Raw genomic sequence first — 21,715 nt, forward strand, 5'->3', positions numbered from 1 at the left:
GGCACGAGAGCTCAATGCGCCAAACTGGCCCTATTGGCAAGCCGCATATTCAGTGTGCCAAACAGGTCGCGCTTAGCGTCTGCTGTGAGACTGTGACCAACACCGGGATATACGTTGACCTGCAGATTCTGTTTGCCATGCATTGAGAATTGGCGCTGCAGATAATGCACAGACTCCAAGGGCTGGCTGTCGTCCTGCTCGCCCACGCCGACCAAAATGGGGATATCTACGTTAAGGTAATCCGCCATAGGATCCACATCCAGAATATCCATCCACCAGTAAACAGGGTTGCCATACCAGCTGTCGTTGAGGTCAATGGGCTTGCCTGCATATTCCAGTGCAAAGGCGTCCACGTCAGGCACCTGATGTGACGGAGCATGCTGTTTCATCACTTGGAGTGACTTGCGCATGGTGTAGCCACCACTGCCGATGACCACCAACTGGTTGATGCGCGGATTCAAGGCCGCAGCACGAACCGCGGCATCGGCTGCTTCCGAGACACCAATAACCACGACATTTCTAGGACTGAAATCGAGCTGGTCGAGCTTGGTGTTGATGAACTCAGAGAAGTCTTTCATGCGCTGCTCTGAGATGTTAGCTCTGATGAAATCTTCGCCACAGGTCGTCGCCTGGTCCAGGTCGCCGACATACCGTTTGTTCAATGCAAACAGCACGCCATGGAAGCGAATGGCTTCGAAGTAATCAGGTGTGTGATGCTTCATGCTGACGCAGCCTGTTGCACCATAAGTAAATATCACCGTATCGCGTTGCTGCCAATCCCCGGCATGGACTTGGTAGTACAAGGTGGACACCCCGTCTGCATAGGTCATGGTCTGTGCGGGCAGTGCCTTGTCTGCCAGCTTTGGGCCCTGTTGGCAGGCCGTCACAAGCAGGGCTGCTCCTAGGATAGTCAGCGTGCGAATCATTGCGTTCATCCGTACTTGATTTTTTTTTTTTTTTGAAGTGGAGGCGAATGTACCGCAAAAATCCAGGAGATTAATCTGAGGTTAAGCGAATTTGAAAGCAAGCGCTAACCAGAATGTATGCAGATATATAGTTTGGATGGAAAGTGTTGGTCATTTAATGACCAGCATGCGCTGATTCGCCGTCTTTGGTCCTCGATAAGCCCATGCTGGATTCTATTTTTCTCATGGCGAATGAATATTGGTATGCTTGATCGATTAGCCATATAGGAAGCTTCAATTCCCAACTCCGCAACCAAACTCCGCCTTCGCTGCCGCAGCAAATTCAGCAAGCGGAGGGTTGCAGGCGATAGCACGCCGGAATGGGCCACGCTGCATGATGGGTGACTGGTGCTGAGCTCTTTGGATTAGCAGAGGAGGAGGTAGTGCAGGAGGGCAGGGTGACGAGACCCTAGAGCAGGGCTGGCTTGGCAGCGGCGGCTAGGTCAGCGGTTTGCCTTTTCGACGCTTGTACCATCACTCGCCCTCAAGAGCATGTTCCGTGGCAGTGACAAGGCCAGTTAAAAAACGGATGGCTTTTTCCAAGTCATCGCGTTTGACCCTGTGAGGTACAGGTGCCCCGGCGGTGACTGGTTTCGAGCGATGAACCACATCTCCACGGCGGCTGATGAGTTGATCCAGCGTCTTTTTTGCTAGCGCAGTATCGAAGTGAAGCCATTTCCATCCTGCGATCACATCGACCTGCAAATGTTTCAGGCCTGAGGTACATCCCGCACTTCAGCCGCAGTCGGCAGCGGCACCCGCAACTCCACCATCGTCCGCCCCCCTCGCGACCCCACCGACAGTTGCGCGCCCAGGCGCTGCGCCCGGGCCTGCATGCTGCGCAGGCCGGTGCCGTGCGTGGGGGTATTGGCTGCCTGGGCCGCAGGCAGACCTACGCCGTTGTCTTGCACCTGCACCAGCAGCTGGCCGGCCTCGCGGGCCAGCACCACGTCCACGCGCCTGGCCTGGCTGTGTTTGAAGGCGTTGGTCAGGGCCTCCTGCAGAATCCGCAGCACATCCAGGCTGGCGCTGGTTGGCAGGTGCAATTGCTCGATATGGCTCAGCTGCCAGTGCACCTCGATGCCATGCACCTCGAAGAGCTGGCTCATGCGGTGGCGCATGGGGGCGAGCAGCTCGCCTAGCGACAGCTCGCCATAGTGCTGGGCGGAGGCCAGGTCGATGATCAGCCGCAGGTCATCGCGCATGCCTCGGAGCATGCCCAGCACCTGGTCGGGCGGTAGCGGCCCGCGTGTGCGTTCCAAGGTGGTGATATTGCCGATCAGCATGCCGCCCAGGCCATCGTGCAGGTCATGGGCGATGTTGACCCGCTCGCCAAGCCGGGCCTGCAGCAGCTCCAGTTCATGGCGGCCAGCCAGCGATTCGGTCAGCTCGGCGCGGGCCTCGGCCACATGGTGCTGCATCTCGTCGTTGAAGCTCTCGACGCGCCGGGTGTTCTGGACAAAGGTCCAGGCCAGGGTCAGCGCAATGCCCACGGTGGCCAGGGGCTCCGTGTAGGTGGCCAGGTAAAAGTTGTCGTCCACGATGCGGGTGAAGACCAGCAGGTCATGCGCCATCGCCAGGGCGCTGGCCAGTGCCGTGAGCGACAGCAGGCGCTGGGCCTGGTTGCCGTTGCGCCAGGCCAGGCCGACAAATACGCCAGCGGTGGTGAACAGCAGGGCCGACGAGGCCCAGGCCATCACGTTGCGCATGTCTCTCAGCTGCGCCTCGGGCACCAGCAAGGTGGCGGCCGACAGCACGGCGATGGCCAGCCACATGCCCGCTTCGCGCCTGGGCCAGCGGCGGCCCATGAAGCGCAGCACAAACATGGCATTGCAGCCGTGGTAGAGCACATAGGCAACCGACACCATGGCCGCGTAGGTGTTGAGGTTGTGGAAGGGCCAGGGCGTAGCGCTGACAAAGTTCACGGTAAAGCCCACCCAGGCGGCCTGGCGTGCGGCGTACCAGCCATAGGCGGCCTCTTGCCGGCGCATCAGCCACAGCACCAGGAAGAAGCAGCCCAGGGTTGCCCCTACGCCCAGGTGCAGCCAGTTGAGGTTGTGCCGTACCAGGTAGCTGCGCTGCTGCGCCGTGCGCAGCAGCTCGGGTGGGCCGATCTCGACCGGGCCCAGCGCAGGCTGGTAGGCGTAGTAGCCGCTCACGCGGATCAGCAGCTCATTGCTGCCGCTGTGCAGCAGGGGCGCCGGCAGCACCAGGTAGCGTGGCGTGTTCCAGGCGCGGGTCATCGGCTCGGTGAGCTGCGGGTCGCGCTGCAACTCCACACCGTTGACCGCAATGACCCCGGCTTGCATCAGGTAGTGGATGTAAAGGCCCTGGGTCTGCGGCTGGCCGGCAATGTCCCAGCGCAGCCGGTACCAGACGACACCGCTGTAGCCAGGCCATTGCTGGTTCCAGTCGTTGGGCACCTTCACCGGCACCCAGCCGGTAGCGGGTGGCTGCTGGGCATCCCAGTCCGAGCGCGCAGCCTCGGCCGTGCCCGGCCAGGGTTGGGCCTGGGCCTGCGCGGGCAGCGCCAGGCACAGCGCCGCCAGGCCGATCAGTGCAGCAAGCCATGCTCGCGCGCACGCCGCAAGGCCTGCGTGCGCGAGCTTACCGCCAGTTTGTCGTAGATATGCCGGATATGGGTGTCTATGGTCCATCGGGATAGGTGCAGGCATTCGGCGATTTCGCGGTTGCTCATGCCGGCGGCGACATGGTCCAGGATCTGCCGCTCGCGTTCGGTCAGGGCCTCGCGCAGCGCGGGGTCGGGTGGCTGCGACGGGGTGGCGGGGCGGCCGGCCGGGCGTCCCACCAGGTCGAGAATGCGCCGGGCAATGAAGGGGTCGATGGGCGCGCCCCCCTTGAGCACATTGCGCACCGACAGCGCAATCTCCAGGTCGTCGCGCTCCTTGAGCACATAGCCGTTGGCGCCTGCGCGCAGCGCGCCCAGGATCATTTCCTCGGTGCTCCAGGCCGACACCACCAGAATCGGCAGCTGGGGGTTGCGCGCACGCAGCCAGCCAATCAGGTCGATGCCATTGCCATCGGGCAGGCCCAGGTCGATCAGCGCCATCACCAGCGGCTGCAGGCCGCCGTCGGGCGCGGTCACCCATCGCTGGCATTCCGCCAGCGAGCCGGCCCCGAGCAGCTGCTCGCGCCCCACGCCCACCGAGCCCAGCACTTCGCCCAGCCGGGCCAGCATGTCCGGATCGTCATCAACCAGCAGTACGGGGAGGGGGGAAACAACCATCGCTACATTTTGACGCAAAGCGGATGGTCTGCCATCCCGCATTTACGGTAAATGGGCGGGCTGCTGGTGCATGGTGTTGCCAGAGCAGACGGAGAGGGCCAGCCGACGCCCGCTACGGGCGTTTGTTGACGGTGCACAGCTGACGCTCGCAAGGCACGCCGTCGTTGTCGCCGTCCATCTGGGTATCAGGGCAGTTCTGCAGGAAAAAGGTGGCCTCCTGGCAGGAGGTCATTTGCGAGCACCGGGTGCGGCCGTCGCACTTGAACAGCGGGTGGGCAACGCTGGAGCGCGGGGTATCCGGCTCGGAGAGCACAGGCTCGGAATCGCCCTGCAGCGACGCCGCCTGCTGATGCGCATAGCGGCTGTACACCGCCCATGCGGCCAATGCAATCAGCAGACAGATGACGGGCCTGAACACGGTCTCCCCTTTGTTGAGTGTTAGTGAGTGTAACTACTCTAGCCCAAGTGCTGTGCACGCTGGGGAGGGGGAAGCCCTTGAACTTGGTGCGCATCCGTTGCCGGGCCTGCGGCAGCGCCATGGCTGCCGCGATCACGGGCGTTGCTTGGCGCCTCTCTTACTGCGGGCCAAAAAAGCCATCAGCGCACGTTCGGCCGCATGCAATCCCGAGCTGCCCCGCAGCTTGCCGGCGTACGCGTCGCAACGGGCCCCCGCTTCGGGGCCTTCGCACACCTCCATCACCAGCGGGTGGATGTAGAACTTGCGGCAGACGGAGACCGTGTTGCCCAGGTGCTGGGCCACCTGCTTGACGATGTCGGGCGCGGTCAGCGGCGTATCACTGCTGCGCGACTGCAAGGCCAGCGACAGTGCCAGCACGCTGGCATGCCAGGTGCGAAAGTCCTTGGCGCTGAAATCTTCCCCTGCAATCTCGTGCAGGTAGGCGTTGACATGCTCGGAGCGCAGTTGCTTGCGCTGCCCGTCGTCATCGAGGTACTGGAACAGGCGCTGGCCCGGCAAGTCCTGGCAGCGCCGCACGATGCGGGCCACGCGGGGGTCTTCGAGCTCCACGCGCTGCTCCACACCGCTCTTGCCTTTGAAGGCCAGCTGTATGCGCGATGACCGCATCTTCACATGGCGGTTGCGCAGGGTCGTCAGCCCAAACGATCCGTTCTCGCGCGCATAGCTGTCGTTGCCAATACGCAGTGCGGTGGTGTCCAGCAGCCGGACCACGGCAGCCGACACCGAGGTCTGCGTGGTATCTCCGGCCTTCAGGTCGCGCTGAATGCGCCGGCGGATCAGCCCCAGCTTCGCCGCAAAGGCCGCCATGCGGTCGAACTTGGTCTGCTTGCGTTGCTCTTGCCACAGCGGGTGGTAGCGGTACTGCTTGCGCCCCCGTGCATCGCGGCCGGTGGCCTGCAGATGGCCTTGCGGATCCGGACAGATCCAGACATCGGTGTAAGCGGGCGGTATCACCAGCTTGCGGATGCGATCGAGGTGTCCGGCGTTGCGAATCACCTGACCGCGCTGGTTCTTGTAGACAAAGCCATCCCCCTGCGGGATGCGCTGCCACCCCGGAGTTGCGTCCGTCACATAGGCCAGCGGCCTGGGGAGTTTGACCATGGGTGTGCCTTTGTGCCTTCGCGGTGGGTGATGCGCTGAGATTAGCGGGCGCCGATGTGCGGCGCTGTCAGAGCGCAGCTTGCGACGGCGGGTCGTTTGCGCGCATTTGTGTTTCGGACGGAGCCGGGCGCTGGGCCTGCCGGTGCAGCGCTGCAGCCAGGCCGCGTGCGGTGCAAGCGCCACAGGCGGGATGCACGGATGTGTAGGCACAGGACTGTCGTTCTTGTAGTCCAGGCCATGGCTGATAGTTTTTGCCCCATAAATATGAATATTCAATTTTCCAAAGAAAAACAAGGAAAACCAAATGTCAACGCATGCGGATGACCAGAAGGACCCGGGGGTGAGGCTGACGGCATTGAGAGAAGAGGGCGCCGAGTTGCTGGCACGCAGGCCGGTGCCCGGCAGCAGCGACCATGCACGTCTGGCCTGGATCGACGCCGAGATCGCCGAGGTGACGCAGCGGCTGCCGCGCGGTGGCAGCCAGCCTGCAGCGCACGATCGGATGCCTCCAGGCTGTGCCGGCTAGAAATCCCCAGTACAGCCGTCAAGGGCCTTCGCTCAAGAGGGTGGATGCGGGCCGGGATGCGCGGCAATGCGTCTTTGAAAAGCGGCAGGCACCGTACAACGCCCCGGCGGGGAGCTTGCCGCCCTCCGGCCACTGCAAGCGGCACATCCCGATGGTGGCCGGGGCGCCGGGCTGCCGCTTTGCCTCGGCGCGCTGGCGCGTCCCTTCACGCCGCGCTTGCGCTCAGCAGGGCTGCCAGCAATGCCAACGCGGCATTCAGATCGTCCCAACTGGCGGCACCCAGGCAGATGCGCAAGCCGCTCGCACTGTCACTGGGTCTGAGCACCATGCTGTCGGGCGGTGTCAGTTGCACACCCCTTGCTGCGGCTGCCGCCACCAGGGCCTGGGCAGCGTCGTGTGGCATCGGCAGCCAGACGTTGTAGGCATCCGGGTGCGCGACCAGGCCGCTCGAACCCAGCAGTGAGACGGCCAGCTGGGTGCGGCGCTGCGCCTCATGGCGCAAGTCTTGCTGGATCGACGCCACGGCGCCAGATGCCAGCCAGTCATCGACCACGGCACAGGACAGCGCGGATGGCGCCATCGGCATCTCGGCCAGCAGCGCCTGCGCGGCGGGGCAGTGGCTTGCGGGCAAGGCCAGCATGCCGATCTGCAGCCCCGGGCCCAGCGATTTGGAGAGCCCGTTCACATGCAGGCAGATGTCGGGCGCCAGGGCCGCGATGGGCGGCAAGCCAGGAGAGGAGGCTGCGTACACGCCGTCTTCAATGATCCAGGCGCCTGCCTCGCGGCAGATATCGGCAATGGCCTGCCGCCGCCCGATCCCCATCGAGGCGGTGGTCGGATTGTGCAGCGTCGGCGTCACGTACACCACGGGATTAGGATGGCGCTTGCGCCTTGCCAGCGCTTGAGCAAGTGCCTCGGGCACCATGCCTTCGGCATCGATCTCCACCCCTTGCGCCCGGTATCCCTTGCGCCGCATCAGCGCGATGGCACCGGGGTAGGTGATCCTTTCGGTCAGGACCAGGCCCTGCCGGTCACACACCAGGTCGAAAGCGAGCGCCAATGCCTGGCGGGCGCCGCTGGTCAGAAACAGATGCGCGGGTTCCACGTTCAGACCCAGCAGGCTCAGCCAGTGGGCGAGTACGCGGCGGTGTTCATCATGGCCGCCCGCCGGTGCATACAGATTGATGTGGTCTGCATCGATCCTGCGCGCAATTGCCACCAACGTGCGCGCCAGAAGGCGCGCGCCCAGCGCTGCCGGCGGCGCGTTGCTGGACAGATCGATATGCCGATGGCCATGGGCCTGCTGGATCGCCACGAAGGTGCCCCGTCCCTGGACGCTGCGCGTCAGGCCGCGCCGCTCCAGCAGTGCGTAGGCCTTGGTCACGCTCCCCAAGCCGATCTGCAGGGTCTTGGCGAGGTCCCGGTGGGCTGGCAGCCGATCGCCTGCGGCCAGCCGCCCTTCAACAATGTCATCGGCCAAAGCCAGCGCCAGTTGTTCGGCCACGGTGGCCCCTTTGCTGGCCAGATGGGGAATCCAGGGGGATGCAAGCAGCACGGGATCGCCTCCAGAAAAATATTAGTGTCACGTTACACTATTTAATTTATCCAATAGTGTAACGTGCAGGTTGGTGCTTGCAGAGAGCAGTTGTCGTTGTGAAAAGCGCCCCGGCGCTGGTGCCGGGAAGGCCTGGAGGGCGGTATGTTCAGTCACATTACGGTCGGTGCACGGGAGCTGGAGCGAAGTGGCCGCTTCTATGACGCGCTGCTCACCCCGTTGGGGCTGGCGCGCAGAATGGTCACGCCCGATGGCGGGCCTGCCGCGCTGTGCTGGGCCGCGGCAGATGCCAGCTTGCCGCGCTTTTACGTCTACCGCCCCTTCAATGGCGCATTGGCAAGCGCTGGCAACGGCAGCATGGTGGCCTTTCTTGCACCGTCCATCGAGGCGGTGCATGCCGCCTATGCCGGGGGCCTGCAGCACGGCGGCGGGGATGACGGTGCCCCCGGGCCGCGCCCCCGCTATGGCGCGGGCTATTACGGCGCCTACCTGCGCGATCCGGACGGCAACAAGCTGCATATCGTCCATCGCGCCGACCTGCTGCCCCGGCGCATGGAGCGCACGCCCGCCAAGGACTCGCTGCCATGAGCGCAAGCCAGATCGCCCTGGTCTACGGCACCTACCTGATTGCCACCACCAGCCCTGGGCCCAGCAACATGGCCATCATGGCCAGGGCCATGCGCAGCGGACGGCGGCCTGCGCTGGTCCTGGCCGCAGGGGTCGTCACCGGCTCGCTCTTTTGGGCGATCCTGGCGGCGACCGGCGTTTCGGCGGTGCTGACCGCCTATGCACAGGCGCTGGTGGCGCTCAAGATCGCCGGCGGCCTCTATCTGCTGTGGCTGGCCTCTCGCGCAGCCAAATCCGCGATGAAGCGGGGCCACGATGCCAGTGGGGTGGCCCTTGCGGACGAGCAGCCACGCTATCGGTCCCTCTACCGGCAGGGCGTGCTGATGCACATCGGCAACCCCAAGGCTATTTTGTCCTGGGTGGCCATCATGTCGCTGGGCCTGCGCGAGCAGTCCCCTGCCCAGGGGCCGCTGATGGTGGTGGGGGGCTGTGTACTCCTGGGCATGCTGGTGTTCGGTGGCTACGCCATCCTCTTCTCGACCCCGGCAATGGTGGCGCTGTATGCGCGTTTGCGCCGAGGGATCGAGGGCGTTCTCTCGCTGGTGTTTGCGGTGGCCGGCCTGAGGCTGCTGGCGATGCGCGGCGGATGAACCGCTGCCAGCCTCAGCGCCGACCATTTCATCAGAAGGGACCTCTCCATGGCTTTGGCTATCCATATCGTCGACGTTTTCGGCGCCGGCCCCTGCTCGGGCAATCCTTTGGCCGTTGTATCCGGCGCCGAGGGGTTGCACACGGCTGAGATGCTGCGCTTGACGCGCTGGCTCCACTTTTCCGAGACTGCCTTCGTGTTTGCGCCTACCGATGCGCAGGCCGATTACCGGGTCAGAATTTTCACGCTGGACAGAGAGATGCCGTTTGCAGGCCACCCGACGCTTGGCAGCTGCCATGTGTGGCTGGCGGCCCACCCCGAGCGCGCGCAGCAGGCGCAGATCGTGCAGGAATGCGGCGCAGGGCTGGTGAGGATTCGCCGCGAAGGCGAGCGGCTGGCATTCGCAGCGCCGCCGCTGGCCCGTTTTGGCCCACCGACGCCGGCAGAGCGCGACCAGGCGCGGCAATTACTAGGTTTGGACGACAGCGACATTCTGGATGCCGCCTGGATCGACAACGGCCCCGGCTGGCTGGGGCTCAGGCTGGCGTCGGCGGAGAAAGTGCGGTCGATCGATCCCGCCAGGCGATGGCCGACCCGCATGGACATCGGCGTCATCGGCCCGCACCACGGCGCAAGCGGCTCCGGTTTTGAAGTCCGGGCCTTTTTTACCGACCATCTCGGCGCCATCGTTGAAGACCCCGTGACAGGAAGCCTCAACGGCGCATTTGCGCAATGGCTGTTCGGTACCGGTCTCATCGGTGACGACTACGTGGCCACCCAGGGCGCCTGCCTGGGCCGGCAAGGCCGCATTTACCTGGCCCGCGACGATGCCCAGCAGGTGTGGGTCGGCGGAGAAACACGCACCCATGTGGCGGGCGCGTTGCGCGGCCTTTGACAGCATAGAAGGATCTCGGTCATGACAACCAGCTTGCAGAATGCATCCCTTCCCTCCCCGCCCGGTGATGGCCCGGGCAGCCCGGCTTCGGCGATCAGCACCTTGAGGATGCTGGTGCGCTACAAGCGTTGGGCCAATGGGCTGACATTCGACAGCGTGCGCGAGCTCCCTGAAGGGGAGGCGTTGCGCCAGCGGCCCACGCGCTTTGGCAACATGGTGCACACCTTGAACCATGTCTACGTCGTCGACGATATCTTCCGCCACCATCTGCTGGGAAAAAGGCACGGCTACACGGCACGCAATACCGATGGCACGCCCGCGGTGGACGCTTTATGGGCGTCTGTCCAGGAGATGGATGCCTGGTATATCGATCTGGTCGACAGCTGGTCGAATGACGATCTGGCGAAGGTCGTCCGTTTTGAGTTCGTCGGCGGTGGACAAGGCGCGATGACCCGCGAACAGATCGTTCTGCATGTCGTCAACCACGGCACCTACCACCGTGGCTTTGTCGGCGACATGATGTACCAGGTGCCGTTCATGCCACCGTCCAACGATCTGCCGGTCTTCATCCGCGACCATGTCCAGGGGCGGTACTGACACCGTCAGCTGCGGCGCCTGAAGAAGCTGCCCACACCCGCCAAGCCCATCAACGAGGACAGTGCCAGCAGGCCCAGGAGGCTGGTGGCAGGCACAGGCGTTGGTGCTGCCACGGGCGGCACCGTGGCTGGGGTGTCGGTATCCGTCGCCGAGCCATTGGAAGGCGCGCCAAAAAGGAGCCCTGACCGACGCAGGCACCCGCGCCTGCCGTGGCCGCTGCCGTCAGCGGCGCACGGCTTGCCCATCAGCAGTTTCCCTTTTTGGCCTGGCCGGGCGGGCAACCATGGGGATGCGGTTTTTTGCCGGCGTCGTCATAGTAGCCGTCGCTGTAGACCGCGCAACCGCTGAGCACCCAGGCCAGCGCAGCGAGTGAGAAAAGCTTTTTCATAGAACTACCTGAAGTGATCAGAGGTTAAGTTTATAAGCTTGGCCCCGTGTGGCGGTAAATCATGGTTTCGCCATTGCTTTGCGGCGAAGCAGTCCGGGCCGCTGGCAGCCAACCCTACCGCCTGCCAACGGTCTTGGCCTCGCGGGCCGTGCCAGCCGCCCGTGCGACGACGGTAGCGTTGCGCATCCGCTGCCATTGCGGGCGCGGTGGCGGCCATCCTCAGGGTGGGCCGAAGCAAGGACCGCAAATTCCGAATTGTGCTGCGGTGTGGAAACCCGTCCAATAGCACCCTATGGCGTTGCGCTGCAAGCCCGCTGGCTGGTTGGGACCGCCGGGGGGCTGCCGCGTTGTCTTGCTGGCCATGGGCCCCGCTGCACGACACGCCTGGTGTACCACGGACCGGTGTGCGGCCCCTGTAGCGAGGGCTGTGCAAAGGGCTGCCTCAAGGTTTGGAATGAATGATCTGCTTTTCCACGGGTTGCTGACCGCTACCTTCGTTGTTGCCGGAATGGTCAAGGGCGTCACCGGCATGGGGCTGCCTACGGTGGCCATGGGGCTGCTGGGCATGGTCATGCCCCCGGCGATGGCGGCGTCGCTGTTGGTCATGCCTTCGTTGGTGACCAATGTCTGGCAGCTTTTTTCCGGCGGCGCTGTGGCAGGGCTCGTGCGGCGCCTATGGCCGATGCTGGTGGCCATTGTGTTCGGTACCGTGGGTGGCTCCGCGCTGCTGGTGTACATCGACCCCGCCTGGTCCGGCCTGGCGCTCGGTTCGGCGTTGGTCGTCTACGCGCTGTATGCATTGTGGGCACCGGCGCTGTCCGTGCCGCGCGGAACCGAACCATGGCTGTCCCCGGCCGTGGGGCTTGTCACGGGGCTGGTGACAGGTGCCACCGGTGTCTTTGTGGTGCCTGCCGTCCCGTACCTGGGCGCGCTGGGACTGCCAAAGAACGAGCTGGTGCAAGCACTGGGGCTGTCGTTTACCGTGTCGACCCTGGCCCTTGCGGCAGGCTTGCTGCTGAATGACGTGTTTCGCGTCCACCAGCTGGGCCTGTCGGCGCTGAGCGTGCTGCCTGCGTTGGCGGGGATGTGGCTGGGCACCCGCATAAGAGCGCGTATCAGCCCCAGGCGATTTCGGCAGTGCTTCCTTCTTTTCCTGGTCGTATTGGGGCTGGAGCTTGCTGCGAGGCCCTTCTTCTGAGGCCAGGCGGGCTTTGCCAGCTGGCAGACGCCTTCAACCCCCAGGCCGACGCGCGCGCCAATGGCTGGGCGGTGTGGCCGCTGTCCCACACTGCAAGCAGACCGCTCCGGCAGAGGCAGCGGGCCGTGGATCGCAGAATGGCCAAAGATGCTTTTTCCCAGCCGCAACGGCGGCGGAGCATGCTGTAACGATGGAAGCCATGATCACCTATCTGTATGTAGAGGATGACGATGACATCCGCGAAGGCTTTATGGCCGTCATGGAAGCGCCGCACCGCAAGATCGTTGGCGTGGCCGATGCGGAAGCTGCACTCGCGCTCGATGGCCACGAACGCTTTGATGTGCTGGTGACCGATGTGAGCCTGCCGGGTATGTCAGGCAGCGATCTGGCCCGGCAGTGGCTGGTAAATGACAGCCAACGCCATGTGCTGCTGATATCCGGCTATGAGTTCAAGCAGGGTCTGACCAATATCGGCACCAACGTGCGGGCCCTGCTCAAAAGCTGCGAGCCCGAGGACCTGGAAGCGATGTTGACGAACATCGAGACGCTGCTGGCCGCCCAGCGCCAATAGGTGCTAAAGGACCGCCCACGCGTGTCCTGCGCAGTCAGGCGCGCGGGTTGTCGCTCAATGACTTGATCAGCGCCACCAGTTTCTGAGGCTGCAGCGGCTTGGCCATATGGACATCAAAGCCTGCGGCAAGCGCAGCCTGCCGGTCCTCTTCGCGGCCAAAGGCCGTCAGCGCAATCGCCGGAACGCGGGAAAAGCGGTCCTGCGCAGCGCGTATATGGCGCATCAGCGCATAACCGTCCTTGCCGGGCAGGCCGATGTCACTGACCACGATGTCGGCTTGCGACGATTGCAGCGACGCCAGCGCGCTGTCAAAGTCTCCTGCGAGCGCAACGCTGGCGCCACGCTCCTGCAGGATCAGCACCAGCAGATTGGCGACTTCCGCATCGTCTTCAACGACGAGGATGCGGATGCCGCCCAGTTCATCCTGCCCGCCATCCTGGGCAGAGCCCGCAGATTCGTGCTTGGGCAGCTCCTTCGGGGCGCCATGGCCCAGCGGCAGCGTCACCGTCACCAAGGTACCCAGACCCAGGCCTTCGCTGGCCACCGTGATGGTGCCGGCATGCAGATCGACCAGGTGCTTGACGATGGGCATGCCCAGGCCCAGGCCGCTGGCAGGGCGGCTGCCGGGGCTGGCAGCCTGGGTGAATTTTTCGAATATGCGCTCCAGAAAGGCCGCTTCGATGCCCTTGCCATGGTCGCGCACGCTGAGTACCAGCTGCGTGTCCTGCACAGCCAGCGCCACCTCGAGCAGGCCTGCATCCTGCGAGAACTTCACGGCATTGCTCAGGATGTTCCAGAACACCTGCTGGAACCGCGCCGGATCGACCAGTGCCTTGCGGCCCTGGGTGTCCATCGCCACATGTAGCACCAGCTTCTTGGCATCGATCGCCGCCTTCAGCGAGTCAAGCGAGGAGGTGATCAGTGCCGCCGGATCCACCCATTCCCGCTCCAACGTCAGTTTGCCGGAATTGATGCGCGAGACGTCGAGGATATCGCTGATGATGCGCGCCTGCGTGCTGGCATTGCGCTTGATCGCGTCCAGGTTTTTCGCGAACTCAGGCGGCGGTGATTTGCGCAGCACCTGGTGCACATTCATCATGATGGCGCTCAGCGGGTTGCGCAGCTCATGCGACAGCACGGCGACAAAGTCATCCTTGGAGCGGCTGTAGCGCTCCGCGGTGGCGCGCGCCGCCTGCTCACGCTCGAGCAGCTGCTTGCGCTCGAGCTCCAGCTGGATGCGGTTGGAGACGTTGGCCACGGCGGCCACGCGCAGCTCGCCGTTGACGCGAGCGGCCATGCTCCACTCCACATGCAGCGCTTGGCCGGTGGCGTCCAGCAGCACCACTTCCTCGCGCCACAGGGCCTGGCTGCTTTGGGGGGCGCACATCGCCTCGATGCGGGCCTGATGACTGGGTGCGGCAAAGGCCGATACCGGACGGCCCAACACCTCTGCGGCGCTGCGGCCCAGCATCTCCAGCATGGCCGGGTTGGCATCCACAAAGCACCCGTCGTCGTCGATCAACGCAATGCCGCTCTGGGCCTGCTCGTAGATCGAGCGGAACTTGGCTTCGCTGCGGTGCACCCGCACTTCGGCCATTCTGGCACGTACCAGTGCCTGGATGGTCGCCACCAGCATCGCCGGCTCGGCCGGGTGGGTCAGGTAGGCATCGGCGCCGGCGTTCAGGCCTGCGACCTTGTCGGTGTCCGCGACAAAGGCCGCAGACAGATGCACGATCGGCAGCGACATGGTCTGCTCCCGATCCCGCATCATCGCGCAGACTTCGAAACCGCCGATGTCAGGCAGGTGGACATCCAGCACGACGGCGGAGATATCACCGAGCGACAGATCCAGGGCTTCCTGTCCGGTGCCTGCTTCGACCGTCTTGAAGCCGGCCGCCCGCAGGGCGCGGGCAGTGGCATAGCAAGTCGCAGGGTTGTCATCGACCACCAGCACCGTGTGCTTCGAGCGGTCGATGCTGACATTGAGCCGGGCTGAGACAGAGGGCATGGCGCTTAGGAGGGTGAGCTTTCATCAAAAACATGCGCGGACGCAGGCGCCACGCTGATCGGGATCGTGACATAGAAAGTCGAGCCCTTGTGCGCTTCGCTCTCCAATGCTACTTCGCCGCCCAGCAGTTCGGCAAGCCGCTTGCTCAGCGACAGGCCCAGACCTGTGCCGCGCAGCCGTTTCTGGATCGGGGAGTCGATCTGGGAATAGTCCTGGAAGATCGCGTGGTGGAACTCCGGGGCAATCCCGATGCCCGTGTCGGCCACGGCAAACTGCACGGCCTGGTCCGACACCCGCTTCGCGCTGACGCGGATCTCGCCGTGCTGGGTGAATTTCAACGCGTTGCTGATGAAATTGCGCAGGATCTGTGCGAGCTTGCGGTCGTCCGAGAACAGCTTGGGCACGCCATGCGGCTCTTCAAAGATCAGCACCACGTCGGGATTGGTGATCACCGGTTTGAACATGCCGCGCAGCGCGGAGAACACATCGACCATCTCGAACCAGCCCGGCGACACCTCGATGCGGCCGGCCTCCACCTTGGCCAGGTCCAGCAGGTCGTTGACCATGTCGGCAAACTCGGCCGATGTGGTCTGGATGAAACGCACCTGCTTTTCCTGCTCGTCGGTGAGCGGGCCGTCCACCCGGTCCTGCAGAATGCGCGCAATGCTCTGTATCGCGCCGATCGGTGTGCGGAATTCGTGGCTCATATAGGCCAGAAAACGGCTTTTCAACTCGGTCGCCTGGCGCAGGTTCTCGGCCTGGGCATCGAGCTCGGCGTAGAGCGCCAACACGCCGCGGTTGGTCTCGTCGAGCTCGGCACGCAGGGCCTCCAGCTCGGCCTGGGTGGCGGCCAGCGTCCGGGCCATCTCGTCCGCGGGCATCGGAGCGGGGGCCGCCGGGCCCGCTGCGCCGCCAGGCGGTGGGGTCACGTGGTTCATGGTGTCTTTCATTCTGTGCGGCGCACGATGAGCACGGTCACATCGTCGCGCCCGCGTCCGTAGTCGCGTACCAGTACCGCAACGGCCAGGCCCGGGTCACGGCCGAGCAGCGCGGTCACCGCCTCTGGGGGCCAGCGCGATTGCAGGCCATCGCTGTGGCACACCACCATCGCGTGCGCGGGCCAGTCCATGCGAATGTCCTGCACCTGGCGCATCTGTACCCCGACGGTGCCGTGTTGCACCAAGACCGACCGGTTGTACACGCCGCTCACCAGCCGTATGGCGACATTGCCGGCACCGGCAGCCAGCAGCGTGCCGGCCTCGCCATCGAGCTGCACGCAGGTCACCGCAGCGCCGCGTGTCATCCGCAAAGCGGCATGGGCATCTTCGAGGCCGGCCTTGATATCGCCAAACGGCTGCTTCAAAAACACCTCGACTGCCGCCTGTGAGGCTTCGGCCGCACGCACACCATGGCCCAGGCCATCGGCGACCAGCAGTGCCGCGCGCGGGCCATCCAGTGCCAGAGCCCAGGCATCGCCGCAGACGGTTTCGCCCGGCGCCGGCACGGCCATCACCGACACGCGAAACGCCCGCTGCTGCGCGGATTGCGTGGTCGCGGGCCGAAAGCGCGCCAGCACCACGGTGCCCTTGCCTGGCTCGGAGTGGATGTCGAAATCCGCCGACAGGCGCTCCACGGCGCCCAGGCCTGTGCCCGGCGTGCCTCCCGTCGAGTACCCGTCGCGCATCGCCTGCGGCAGATCGGCAATGCCGGGCCCCTCATCGACCGACAGGATCTCCAGCTCGGGCGCATCGCCACTGCGGGTGGCGATCCACAGCTGCCCCTGCTGCGCATGCCGGCAAAGGTTGTTGCCCAGCTCGTTGACGACAATCGCCGCCTGGCCAGCCAGCACATCGTCAAAGCCCAGCGTGCGCGACAAGTGGGCGACATGGCGCCTGGCTTCGCCCACGCAACTGGGGTCGGAGACGGAAAAGGCGCGGTGGGTCGTGCCCTGAATTATTTCCATCGGGTCACGCTGACGCAGGTGCCAACCCCCACCGTTGATTCCAGCTCGAAGTCATGGACCAGCCGCTTGCTGCCCGACAGTCCTAGCCCCATGCCCTTGCCCGAGGTCCAGCCATCTTTGAGGGCCAGGCCCAGGTCGGGGATACCCGGCCCCTGGTCCCGAAAGCGCAGGCGAAGCCCCTGGCGCAGGCCATCGGCCAGCAGCTCCCATTCCATGTCACCGCCCCCGCCGTAGACCACCGTATTGCGCGACAACTCGCTGGCAGCCGTGATCATCTTGGTCTGGTCGACCAGCGAGAACTTCAGCTGAACGGCCAGCTTGCGCACCATCTGGCGGCTGGCGACGATGTCAGCCTCACTGCGCAAGGGTACGGAGCCCTGGGTTTCATGCGACAAAGTCATCTCCATCAGCGCGGGCTTGCAAAAGCGCCATCCCGCGGCTCACATTCAGTGCGGTTTTGACACCGTCGAGCGACATGCCCAGCTCTACCAGCGTGATGGCGACCGCCGGCTGCATGCCGACAACCACCGTGGTGGCATCCAGAATCTGGCCAATGCCCGATATCGCCGCCAGCATGCGGCCCACGAAGGAATCGACGATTTCCAGGGCGGAGATGTCGATCAGCACGCCGCTGGCGCCCGTCTTCGAGATCTGCTCGGCCAGGTCATCCTGCAGCGCCATCGCAGTCTGGTCTTCCATATCGATCTGGATGGTGACGAGCAAGGTCTGCCCCATGCGCAAAATAGGAATGCGGTACATGCTGCGTCGCCTACTTGGTCTTTGTGAAGGTATAGCCGTTGCGCTTGAGCGCCAGCGCCAGTGCATCGGCCAAGGTCGCCTTGGTCGTCACCGACTGCAGGTCGATGCCCAGATGCACAATGGTTTGTGCAATTTGCGGACGGATGCCGCAAATAATGCAATCGGCGCCCATCAGGCGGATGGCGGTCACGGTCTTGAGCAGGTGCTGGGCCACCAGGGTGTCTACCGTCGGCACGCCGGTGATGTCAATGATGGCCAAGGCCGACTCGGTCTCCACGATGCGCTGGAGCAGCGACTCCATCACCAGCTGCGTCCGGCTCGAATCGAGCGTGCCGATCATCGGTACCGCCAGCACACCCTCCCACAGCTTGATGACCGGGGTGGACAGCTCCAGCAGTTCCTCCTGCTGGCGGGAGATGAGTTGCTCGCGTGTGCGCTGGTAAGCGTCCATCGTCCATTGCGCCAGAGCATCGACGTACCGCGTCACCTGTGCAATCGCCTCGACCAGCGCATGCGAGTCCGTGGCCAGCTCCCGCTGCAAGGCTTCGAAGATCGGTTGCTTGAGCGCCAGCACAAAGGCACTGGTGCTGCCTGCAGTGCTGCCCTGCGCCGCGCGCGAGGCGGACAGGCGCTCCAACGCTGCCTTGGCCGGCTGCCATGCAGCCGAGCCGGAGTTCTGCAGATCACCGGAGGCCACCGCGGGCAGCAAGGCCGTCAGGATTTCTGCGGCCTCGGTTCGCGCTTTTTCCGGGGCCTGCGGACCGCTGGCAGCCAGCACCCAAGAATCGACCAGCGCGGATTTCTCGCGCTCCAACAACCCGACCAATAACTGCTGATGAGTGCGCACGGCAACCCCTTTGTGAACGTCAATATATTTACACCTGTAAGAATTATGGTGCAGCGCCACTGCGGCTGGCCCCGTCAGCAGGGTTCTGCCTGCATGTCGGCGCCTTGGCCTACACAACGGGCAGGGCTGTGGGAGATTGGTACCCCTTGCCAAACAGGCGTTTGCGCTTCTCCCGATGAGATCGCGCCAGGGCCCCAGGCCAGCCGCCAGAATATGTGTCCGCGCACCGGAGGAGGGCATGGCAAACAGCGTGCCTGGCACGCCCTTCAAGCCCATGAATCCATGTAAAAAAGTTCAATTTTGGTTTTTTGGATCGGCGGCTACAGCGCTATACGCCAACTCCTACTTGGAACCTGCGAGGAGGAAGGCCACCATCAAGGGCATCTTTTCCACCCACAGGAGTCCACGATGACCAAACCACGCTATGACGAAGCCGCCTTGAAAGACCTGCTGCTGCAGATGATGGAGACTGAACTCGGGGGTGAGCAGGTCTACCGCGCTGCACTGGACTGCGCGGTCAACGAAGACCTCAAGAAGGAATGGCAGGAATACCTGGACGAAACCCTGACCCACCAGAAAATCGTGCGCGCCACCTGTGAAAGGCTGGGCATCAACGCCGATGAGGCGGCCCCGTCGCGCCAGGTCGTCAAGCACATTGGCCTGTCGCTGGTCAAGGCGATGCAGCTGGCGAAGGCCGGCGGCGATCCCCGGGCAGCCGAAGTGGTCGCCTGCGAATGCGTGGTCCATGCCGAAACCAAGGACCATGCCAACTGGGAGCTGCTTGGCAAGGTGGCAGACGTGGCCAAGGGCGACACGGCCAAGGCATTGAAGGAGGCACATAGCCAGGTGGAGAAGGACGAGGACCACCACCTCTACCACACCCAGGGCTGGTGCCGTGAGCTGTCGATCGCGCGCATGGGCATGCCAGCGGTGCTGCCGCCGCCTGAAGAAGTGAAGAACGTCGAGACGGCCATCGGTGCCTCCCGGGCCGAGCAGCAGCGCGAGCGCATGCTCTGAAGAGGGGCGTCTGCCCATGCCTGCCCAGCCGTCCTTGCAGCCCACGCGGCTGCCTCGCAGCCAGGTGGCGATGCTGTTGGTGGATGTGATCAACCCGTTCCAGTTTCCGGGAGCCGACCGCATGCTGCCGGACATTCTGGAGGCAGCACGCGCCATCGCGCAGCTCAAGCGCCGCATGCGCCAGCGCGGGGCCATCGCCGTCTATGCCAACGACAACTACGGCACCTGGCACAGTGAGTTCAGCGATGTGCTGGGCAACTGCCAGGCGTTGCCGGGGCTGCGCGGCGATGTTGCGCAAATGCTGGCACCGCACGCGCAGGACCTGCGCGTTCTCAAACCCCAGCATTCAGGCTTCCATTCCACCCCTTTGCAGCATCTGCTGTCCAAGATGGGGGTCAAGAAGGTCGTCGTCGTCGGCTTCATCACCGATATGTGCGTGTTCACGACGGCGACCGATGCCTGCATGCTGGGCTACCAGGTGGCGGTGCCGTCCGACTGCACCGCCAGCGTGACGGCCGAGCGCAAGTGCGCCGCACTCGCGCAGCTGAAAACCGCGTTTGGCTGCTCCACGGCCAAAGGCCGCTGAAACGTCCCAAGAGGTGTTCATGTTCGAAATGGATCTGGATGTGTGGGAGCTCATCGCCAGAGGGGCGGTGGTCTATGTCGTGTTGCTGCTGCTGATGCGGATGAGCGGCAAGCGTACGGTCGGCCAGTTCACGCCGTTTGATCTGCTGGTGGTGATGCTGCTGAGCGAGGCGGCGGGGCCCTCGATGGTCGGCAAGGACCAGTCGCTGTGGGGCGGGCTGATCGTCTGCGCAGTGCTGCTGCTGGTCAATGCCCTGGTGGCCTTGGTGACGACCCACTTCGGCGCGGCCGAGCGCATTTTGGAGGGAGAGGCGGTGCTGCTGGGCCGCGACGGGGTGCTGTTCGACGCCGTCAGAAAGCGCCACCGCGTCTCCCGCAACGAGATCAACACCGCCTTGCGGGCATGCGACTGCGAGATGGACCAGGTGCAGTCGATGTTTCTGGAGGCCGATGGCCAGATCACGGTGCAAAAAATCCCGTCCGCGCGCAGCGAACGCTGACGCCGCAAACGCTGACGCAGCAACCGCTGACGAGGCCGCGCGGACCCGGGCGCGGCTGCGGTGCAAGGCACAGCGCCCACGCCACACCGCCCCGCCATGCCCATGCAGGCATGGCGATTGCCGCCGGGGCTGGTACCGCTCCATGTCAGGGGCACCTGCCGTGCTGCGGGTGCGCTGACCTCCATCCTGGGGAGCGAGGCCCACGGAGAGCGCGCATGCACCTGCTGGTGACTGGCGGCGCAGGCTATATCGGATCGCATATGTGCCTGCGCCTCCTCGAACACGGCGATGACGTCACGGTCATCGACAACCTCTGCAACAGCGCCCCAGAGGCGCTGCGCCGCGTGCAGCAGATGGCAGGGCGCAAATTGCGCCTGGTGGTCGGCGACGTGCGCGATGGCAGCGCATTGCAGCAGGCGTTGACGGGCCCACACAAGGTAGATGCGGTGCTGCATTTTGCCGGACTGAAGGCCGCAGGCGCCTCGGTGGCGCTGCCGGTGCACTATTACGCCAACAATGTCGTCGGGAGCTTGCAGCTGCTGGAAGCGATGCAGGCTCAGGGCGTGCAGACCCTGGTGTTTTCGTCGTCGGCCACCGTCTACGGCGCGCCGCTGCCCGAGCACCTGCCACTGACCGAATCGGCCCCCTGCGGCAGCACGCAGAACCCCTATGCGAGCAGCAAATGGATGGTGGAGCGCTGCCTGGCCGATCTGCAGGCGGCGTCGCCGGACTGGCGTATCGCCTGCCTGCGCTATTTCAACCCGGTCGGCGCGCATGCCAGCGGGCGGCTGGGGGAGCACCCGATCGGCGTTCCCAACAACCTGATGCCGTTCATCAGCCAGGTCGCCAGTGGGCGCCGCGCCCAGCTGTCCATCTTTGGGGCAGATTACCCCACGGCCGATGGCACCTGTGTGCGCGACTACCTCCATGTGATGGACCTGGTGGAGGGCCATATGGCTGCGTTGCAGTACCTGCGTGGCGAGCGCCAAGGGGGGATGGTCACCGTCAACCTGGGCACCGGCCGGGGCTATTCGGTGCTGGAGATGGTGCGTGCCTTTGAAGCCGCCAACGGCCTGCGCATTCCGTTCCGGATCGAGGCGCGGCGGCCGGGCGATGTGCCGGCCTACTTTGCCGACGCAACGCGCGCCAGGCAGTTGCTGGGCTGGCGTGCCAGCCGCAGCCTGCACGACATGTGTGTGGACAGCTGGCGCTGGCAGCGCGACAACCCCGACGGCTACACCGAGCGGCATTGCGGGAGCCCGCTGGGCGCTCCCCGGTAAGGCGCCGCCCGGTGCCCCG

At 64.5% G+C, this 21,715-nt stretch carries 26 protein-coding genes; 11 read left to right on the forward strand and 15 right to left on the reverse strand.

The window, feature by feature from the left end:
* Positions 1-11 precede the first annotated feature (11 nt).
* The 6 genes from AB7A72_RS11570 to AB7A72_RS11595 form a co-directional block, all read right to left on the reverse strand.
* Entirely contained in the window at positions 12-926 is a 915-nt protein-coding gene (locus AB7A72_RS11570; RefSeq protein ID WP_369460056.1) for a dienelactone hydrolase family protein, read from the reverse strand.
* Between the two features lie 513 nt (positions 927-1,439).
* Positions 1,440-1,670, reverse strand: a complete 231-nt coding sequence (locus tag AB7A72_RS11575) for a HEPN domain-containing protein (RefSeq protein WP_369460057.1) — start codon at positions 1,668-1,670, stop codon at positions 1,440-1,442.
* 5 nt (positions 1,671-1,675) lie between these two features.
* A complete protein-coding gene (locus AB7A72_RS11580) occupies positions 1,676-3,622 on the reverse strand; it encodes a sensor histidine kinase (protein ID WP_369460058.1) in 1,947 nt (648 codons plus the stop codon).
* On the reverse strand, positions 3,520-4,212 hold the full coding sequence (locus AB7A72_RS11585) for a LuxR C-terminal-related transcriptional regulator (protein ID WP_369460059.1): 693 nt from the start codon (positions 4,210-4,212) through the stop codon (positions 3,520-3,522). The genes AB7A72_RS11580 and AB7A72_RS11585 overlap by 103 nt, the downstream gene beginning before the upstream one ends.
* Positions 4,213-4,324: 112 nt before the next feature.
* The gene (locus AB7A72_RS11590) at positions 4,325-4,630 is read right to left on the reverse strand and encodes an excalibur calcium-binding domain-containing protein (protein WP_369460060.1); all 306 of its coding nucleotides are present in this window, start codon (positions 4,628-4,630) and stop codon (positions 4,325-4,327) included.
* Between the two features lie 132 nt (positions 4,631-4,762).
* A complete protein-coding gene (locus AB7A72_RS11595; protein ID WP_239812516.1) occupies positions 4,763-5,791 on the reverse strand; it encodes a DNA topoisomerase IB in 1,029 nt (342 codons plus the stop codon).
* A gap of 304 nt (positions 5,792-6,095) precedes the next feature.
* On the opposite strand from AB7A72_RS11595, the gene AB7A72_RS11600 reads away from it, so the two are divergent.
* Entirely contained in the window at positions 6,096-6,317 is a 222-nt protein-coding gene (locus AB7A72_RS11600) for a hypothetical protein (protein WP_369460061.1), read from the forward strand.
* A gap of 205 nt (positions 6,318-6,522) precedes the next feature.
* On the opposite strand, the gene AB7A72_RS11605 is transcribed toward AB7A72_RS11600, so the two are convergent.
* Positions 6,523-7,872, reverse strand: a complete 1,350-nt coding sequence (locus tag AB7A72_RS11605; RefSeq protein ID WP_369460062.1) for an aminotransferase-like domain-containing protein — start codon at positions 7,870-7,872, stop codon at positions 6,523-6,525.
* A 144-nt stretch (positions 7,873-8,016) separates the two neighbouring features.
* Here AB7A72_RS11605 and AB7A72_RS11610 point away from each other — a divergent pair, with 144 nt between their 5' ends.
* Genes AB7A72_RS11610 through AB7A72_RS11625 form a run of 4 tightly spaced genes read left to right on the forward strand, consistent with a single transcriptional unit; the run spans position 8,017 to position 10,580 of the window.
* Complete coding sequence (locus AB7A72_RS11610; protein WP_239812513.1) at positions 8,017-8,460, forward strand: VOC family protein; 444 nt, start codon at positions 8,017-8,019, stop codon at positions 8,458-8,460.
* Positions 8,457-9,089 (forward strand): LysE family translocator, encoded by a 633-nt coding sequence (locus AB7A72_RS11615; protein ID WP_369460063.1) that lies wholly within the window; start codon positions 8,457-8,459, stop codon positions 9,087-9,089. Before AB7A72_RS11610 ends, AB7A72_RS11615 begins: the two co-directional genes overlap by 4 nt.
* A gap of 48 nt (positions 9,090-9,137) precedes the next feature.
* Positions 9,138-9,983, forward strand: coding sequence for a PhzF family phenazine biosynthesis protein (locus tag AB7A72_RS11620; RefSeq protein WP_369460064.1), 846 nt, complete (start codon positions 9,138-9,140; stop codon positions 9,981-9,983).
* A 21-nt stretch (positions 9,984-10,004) separates the two neighbouring features.
* Positions 10,005-10,580 (forward strand): DinB family protein, encoded by a 576-nt coding sequence (locus AB7A72_RS11625; RefSeq protein ID WP_369460065.1) that lies wholly within the window; start codon positions 10,005-10,007, stop codon positions 10,578-10,580.
* Positions 10,581-10,585: 5 nt separating this feature from the next.
* On the opposite strand, the gene AB7A72_RS11630 is transcribed toward AB7A72_RS11625, so the two are convergent.
* Together AB7A72_RS11630 and AB7A72_RS11635 are read right to left on the reverse strand one after the other, a co-directional pair.
* Positions 10,586-10,693, reverse strand: coding sequence for an LPXTG cell wall anchor domain-containing protein (locus tag AB7A72_RS11630; RefSeq protein WP_369460066.1), 108 nt, complete (start codon positions 10,691-10,693; stop codon positions 10,586-10,588).
* A gap of 131 nt (positions 10,694-10,824) precedes the next feature.
* Complete coding sequence (locus AB7A72_RS11635) at positions 10,825-10,968, reverse strand: hypothetical protein (RefSeq protein ID WP_369460067.1); 144 nt, start codon at positions 10,966-10,968, stop codon at positions 10,825-10,827.
* 454 nt (positions 10,969-11,422) lie between these two features.
* Between AB7A72_RS11635 and AB7A72_RS11640 the strand changes: the two genes are divergently transcribed.
* Together AB7A72_RS11640 and AB7A72_RS11645 are read left to right on the forward strand one after the other, a co-directional pair.
* Positions 11,423-12,166, forward strand: coding sequence for a sulfite exporter TauE/SafE family protein (locus AB7A72_RS11640; RefSeq protein WP_369460068.1), 744 nt, complete (start codon positions 11,423-11,425; stop codon positions 12,164-12,166).
* Positions 12,167-12,365: 199 nt separating this feature from the next.
* A complete protein-coding gene (locus AB7A72_RS11645) occupies positions 12,366-12,737 on the forward strand; it encodes a response regulator (RefSeq protein WP_369460069.1) in 372 nt (123 codons plus the stop codon).
* Between the two features lie 34 nt (positions 12,738-12,771).
* Here the strand turns inward: AB7A72_RS11645 and AB7A72_RS11650 are convergent, their stop codons facing one another.
* From AB7A72_RS11650 to AB7A72_RS11675, 6 genes are all read right to left on the reverse strand, one after another.
* Positions 12,772-14,745 (reverse strand): response regulator, encoded by a 1,974-nt coding sequence (locus tag AB7A72_RS11650; protein ID WP_239812497.1) that lies wholly within the window; start codon positions 14,743-14,745, stop codon positions 12,772-12,774.
* A 5-nt stretch (positions 14,746-14,750) separates the two neighbouring features.
* Positions 14,751-15,626 (reverse strand): sensor histidine kinase, encoded by an 876-nt coding sequence (locus tag AB7A72_RS11655; RefSeq protein WP_239812724.1) that lies wholly within the window; start codon positions 15,624-15,626, stop codon positions 14,751-14,753.
* Between the two features lie 65 nt (positions 15,627-15,691).
* On the reverse strand, positions 15,692-16,708 hold the full coding sequence (locus AB7A72_RS11660) for an ATP-binding protein (protein ID WP_369460070.1): 1,017 nt from the start codon (positions 16,706-16,708) through the stop codon (positions 15,692-15,694).
* The gene (locus AB7A72_RS11665) at positions 16,699-17,115 is read right to left on the reverse strand and encodes an anti-sigma regulatory factor (RefSeq protein WP_239812495.1); all 417 of its coding nucleotides are present in this window, start codon (positions 17,113-17,115) and stop codon (positions 16,699-16,701) included. Before AB7A72_RS11665 ends, AB7A72_RS11660 begins: the two co-directional genes overlap by 10 nt.
* Positions 17,093-17,467 carry an STAS domain-containing protein gene (locus tag AB7A72_RS11670; protein ID WP_239812494.1) on the reverse strand — a complete coding sequence of 125 codons (375 nt, stop codon included), beginning with the start codon at positions 17,465-17,467 and terminating at the stop codon, positions 17,093-17,095. Before AB7A72_RS11670 ends, AB7A72_RS11665 begins: the two co-directional genes overlap by 23 nt.
* A gap of 10 nt (positions 17,468-17,477) precedes the next feature.
* The gene (locus tag AB7A72_RS11675; protein WP_312526813.1) at positions 17,478-18,314 is read right to left on the reverse strand and encodes an STAS domain-containing protein; all 837 of its coding nucleotides are present in this window, start codon (positions 18,312-18,314) and stop codon (positions 17,478-17,480) included.
* Positions 18,315-18,722: 408 nt separating this feature from the next.
* Here AB7A72_RS11675 and AB7A72_RS11680 point away from each other — a divergent pair, with 408 nt between their 5' ends.
* From AB7A72_RS11680 to galE, 4 genes are all read left to right on the forward strand, one after another.
* Positions 18,723-19,331: a hypothetical protein gene (locus tag AB7A72_RS11680; protein WP_369460071.1), complete on the forward strand. Its 609-nt coding sequence runs from the start codon at positions 18,723-18,725 to the stop codon at positions 19,329-19,331.
* A gap of 16 nt (positions 19,332-19,347) precedes the next feature.
* A complete protein-coding gene (locus tag AB7A72_RS11685; RefSeq protein ID WP_239812492.1) occupies positions 19,348-19,917 on the forward strand; it encodes a cysteine hydrolase family protein in 570 nt (189 codons plus the stop codon).
* Positions 19,918-19,936: 19 nt separating this feature from the next.
* Positions 19,937-20,416 carry a DUF421 domain-containing protein gene (locus AB7A72_RS11690; RefSeq protein WP_312461324.1) on the forward strand — a complete coding sequence of 160 codons (480 nt, stop codon included), beginning with the start codon at positions 19,937-19,939 and terminating at the stop codon, positions 20,414-20,416.
* A gap of 215 nt (positions 20,417-20,631) precedes the next feature.
* On the forward strand, positions 20,632-21,696 hold the full coding sequence (galE, locus tag AB7A72_RS11695) for a UDP-glucose 4-epimerase GalE (protein WP_369460072.1): 1,065 nt from the start codon (positions 20,632-20,634) through the stop codon (positions 21,694-21,696).
* Positions 21,697-21,715 lie beyond the last annotated feature (19 nt).

The organism is Comamonas sediminis (genome assembly GCF_041107495.1).
Classification (GTDB): domain Bacteria; phylum Pseudomonadota; class Gammaproteobacteria; order Burkholderiales; family Burkholderiaceae_C; genus Comamonas; species Comamonas sediminis.

What these genes read in the sequence shown, in the direction of transcription:
- AB7A72_RS11600 (WP_369460061.1), top strand. Translation starts at nt 6,096, where the DNA reads ATGTCAACGCATGCGGATGACCAGAAGGACCCGGGGGTGAGGCTGACG.
- AB7A72_RS11585 (WP_369460059.1), bottom strand. Translation starts at nt 4,212, where the DNA reads ATGGTTGTTTCCCCCCTCCCCGTACTGCTGGTTGATGACGATCCGGAC.
- AB7A72_RS11620 (WP_369460064.1), top strand. Translation starts at nt 9,138, where the DNA reads ATGGCTTTGGCTATCCATATCGTCGACGTTTTCGGCGCCGGCCCCTGC.
- AB7A72_RS11645 (WP_369460069.1), top strand. Translation starts at nt 12,366, where the DNA reads ATGATCACCTATCTGTATGTAGAGGATGACGATGACATCCGCGAAGGC.
- AB7A72_RS11625 (WP_369460065.1), top strand. Translation starts at nt 10,005, where the DNA reads ATGACAACCAGCTTGCAGAATGCATCCCTTCCCTCCCCGCCCGGTGAT.
- AB7A72_RS11680 (WP_369460071.1), top strand. Translation starts at nt 18,723, where the DNA reads ATGACCAAACCACGCTATGACGAAGCCGCCTTGAAAGACCTGCTGCTG.
- AB7A72_RS11570 (WP_369460056.1), bottom strand. Translation starts at nt 926, where the DNA reads ATGATTCGCACGCTGACTATCCTAGGAGCAGCCCTGCTTGTGACGGCC.
- AB7A72_RS11660 (WP_369460070.1), bottom strand. Translation starts at nt 16,708, where the DNA reads ATGGAAATAATTCAGGGCACGACCCACCGCGCCTTTTCCGTCTCCGAC.
- AB7A72_RS11580 (WP_369460058.1), bottom strand. Translation starts at nt 3,622, where the DNA reads ATGGACCATAGACACCCATATCCGGCATATCTACGACAAACTGGCGGT.
- AB7A72_RS11595 (WP_239812516.1), bottom strand. Translation starts at nt 5,791, where the DNA reads ATGGTCAAACTCCCCAGGCCGCTGGCCTATGTGACGGACGCAACTCCG.
- AB7A72_RS11610 (WP_239812513.1), top strand. Translation starts at nt 8,017, where the DNA reads ATGTTCAGTCACATTACGGTCGGTGCACGGGAGCTGGAGCGAAGTGGC.
- AB7A72_RS11635 (WP_369460067.1), bottom strand. Translation starts at nt 10,968, where the DNA reads ATGAAAAAGCTTTTCTCACTCGCTGCGCTGGCCTGGGTGCTCAGCGGT.
- AB7A72_RS11655 (WP_239812724.1), bottom strand. Translation starts at nt 15,626, where the DNA reads ATGCCCGCGGACGAGATGGCCCGGACGCTGGCCGCCACCCAGGCCGAG.
- AB7A72_RS11670 (WP_239812494.1), bottom strand. Translation starts at nt 17,467, where the DNA reads ATGTACCGCATTCCTATTTTGCGCATGGGGCAGACCTTGCTCGTCACC.
- AB7A72_RS11650 (WP_239812497.1), bottom strand. Translation starts at nt 14,745, where the DNA reads ATGCCCTCTGTCTCAGCCCGGCTCAATGTCAGCATCGACCGCTCGAAG.
- AB7A72_RS11665 (WP_239812495.1), bottom strand. Translation starts at nt 17,115, where the DNA reads ATGGAGATGACTTTGTCGCATGAAACCCAGGGCTCCGTACCCTTGCGC.
- AB7A72_RS11640 (WP_369460068.1), top strand. Translation starts at nt 11,423, where the DNA reads ATGAATGATCTGCTTTTCCACGGGTTGCTGACCGCTACCTTCGTTGTT.
- AB7A72_RS11685 (WP_239812492.1), top strand. Translation starts at nt 19,348, where the DNA reads ATGCCTGCCCAGCCGTCCTTGCAGCCCACGCGGCTGCCTCGCAGCCAG.
- AB7A72_RS11690 (WP_312461324.1), top strand. Translation starts at nt 19,937, where the DNA reads ATGTTCGAAATGGATCTGGATGTGTGGGAGCTCATCGCCAGAGGGGCG.
- AB7A72_RS11615 (WP_369460063.1), top strand. Translation starts at nt 8,457, where the DNA reads ATGAGCGCAAGCCAGATCGCCCTGGTCTACGGCACCTACCTGATTGCC.
- galE (WP_369460072.1), top strand. Translation starts at nt 20,632, where the DNA reads ATGCACCTGCTGGTGACTGGCGGCGCAGGCTATATCGGATCGCATATG.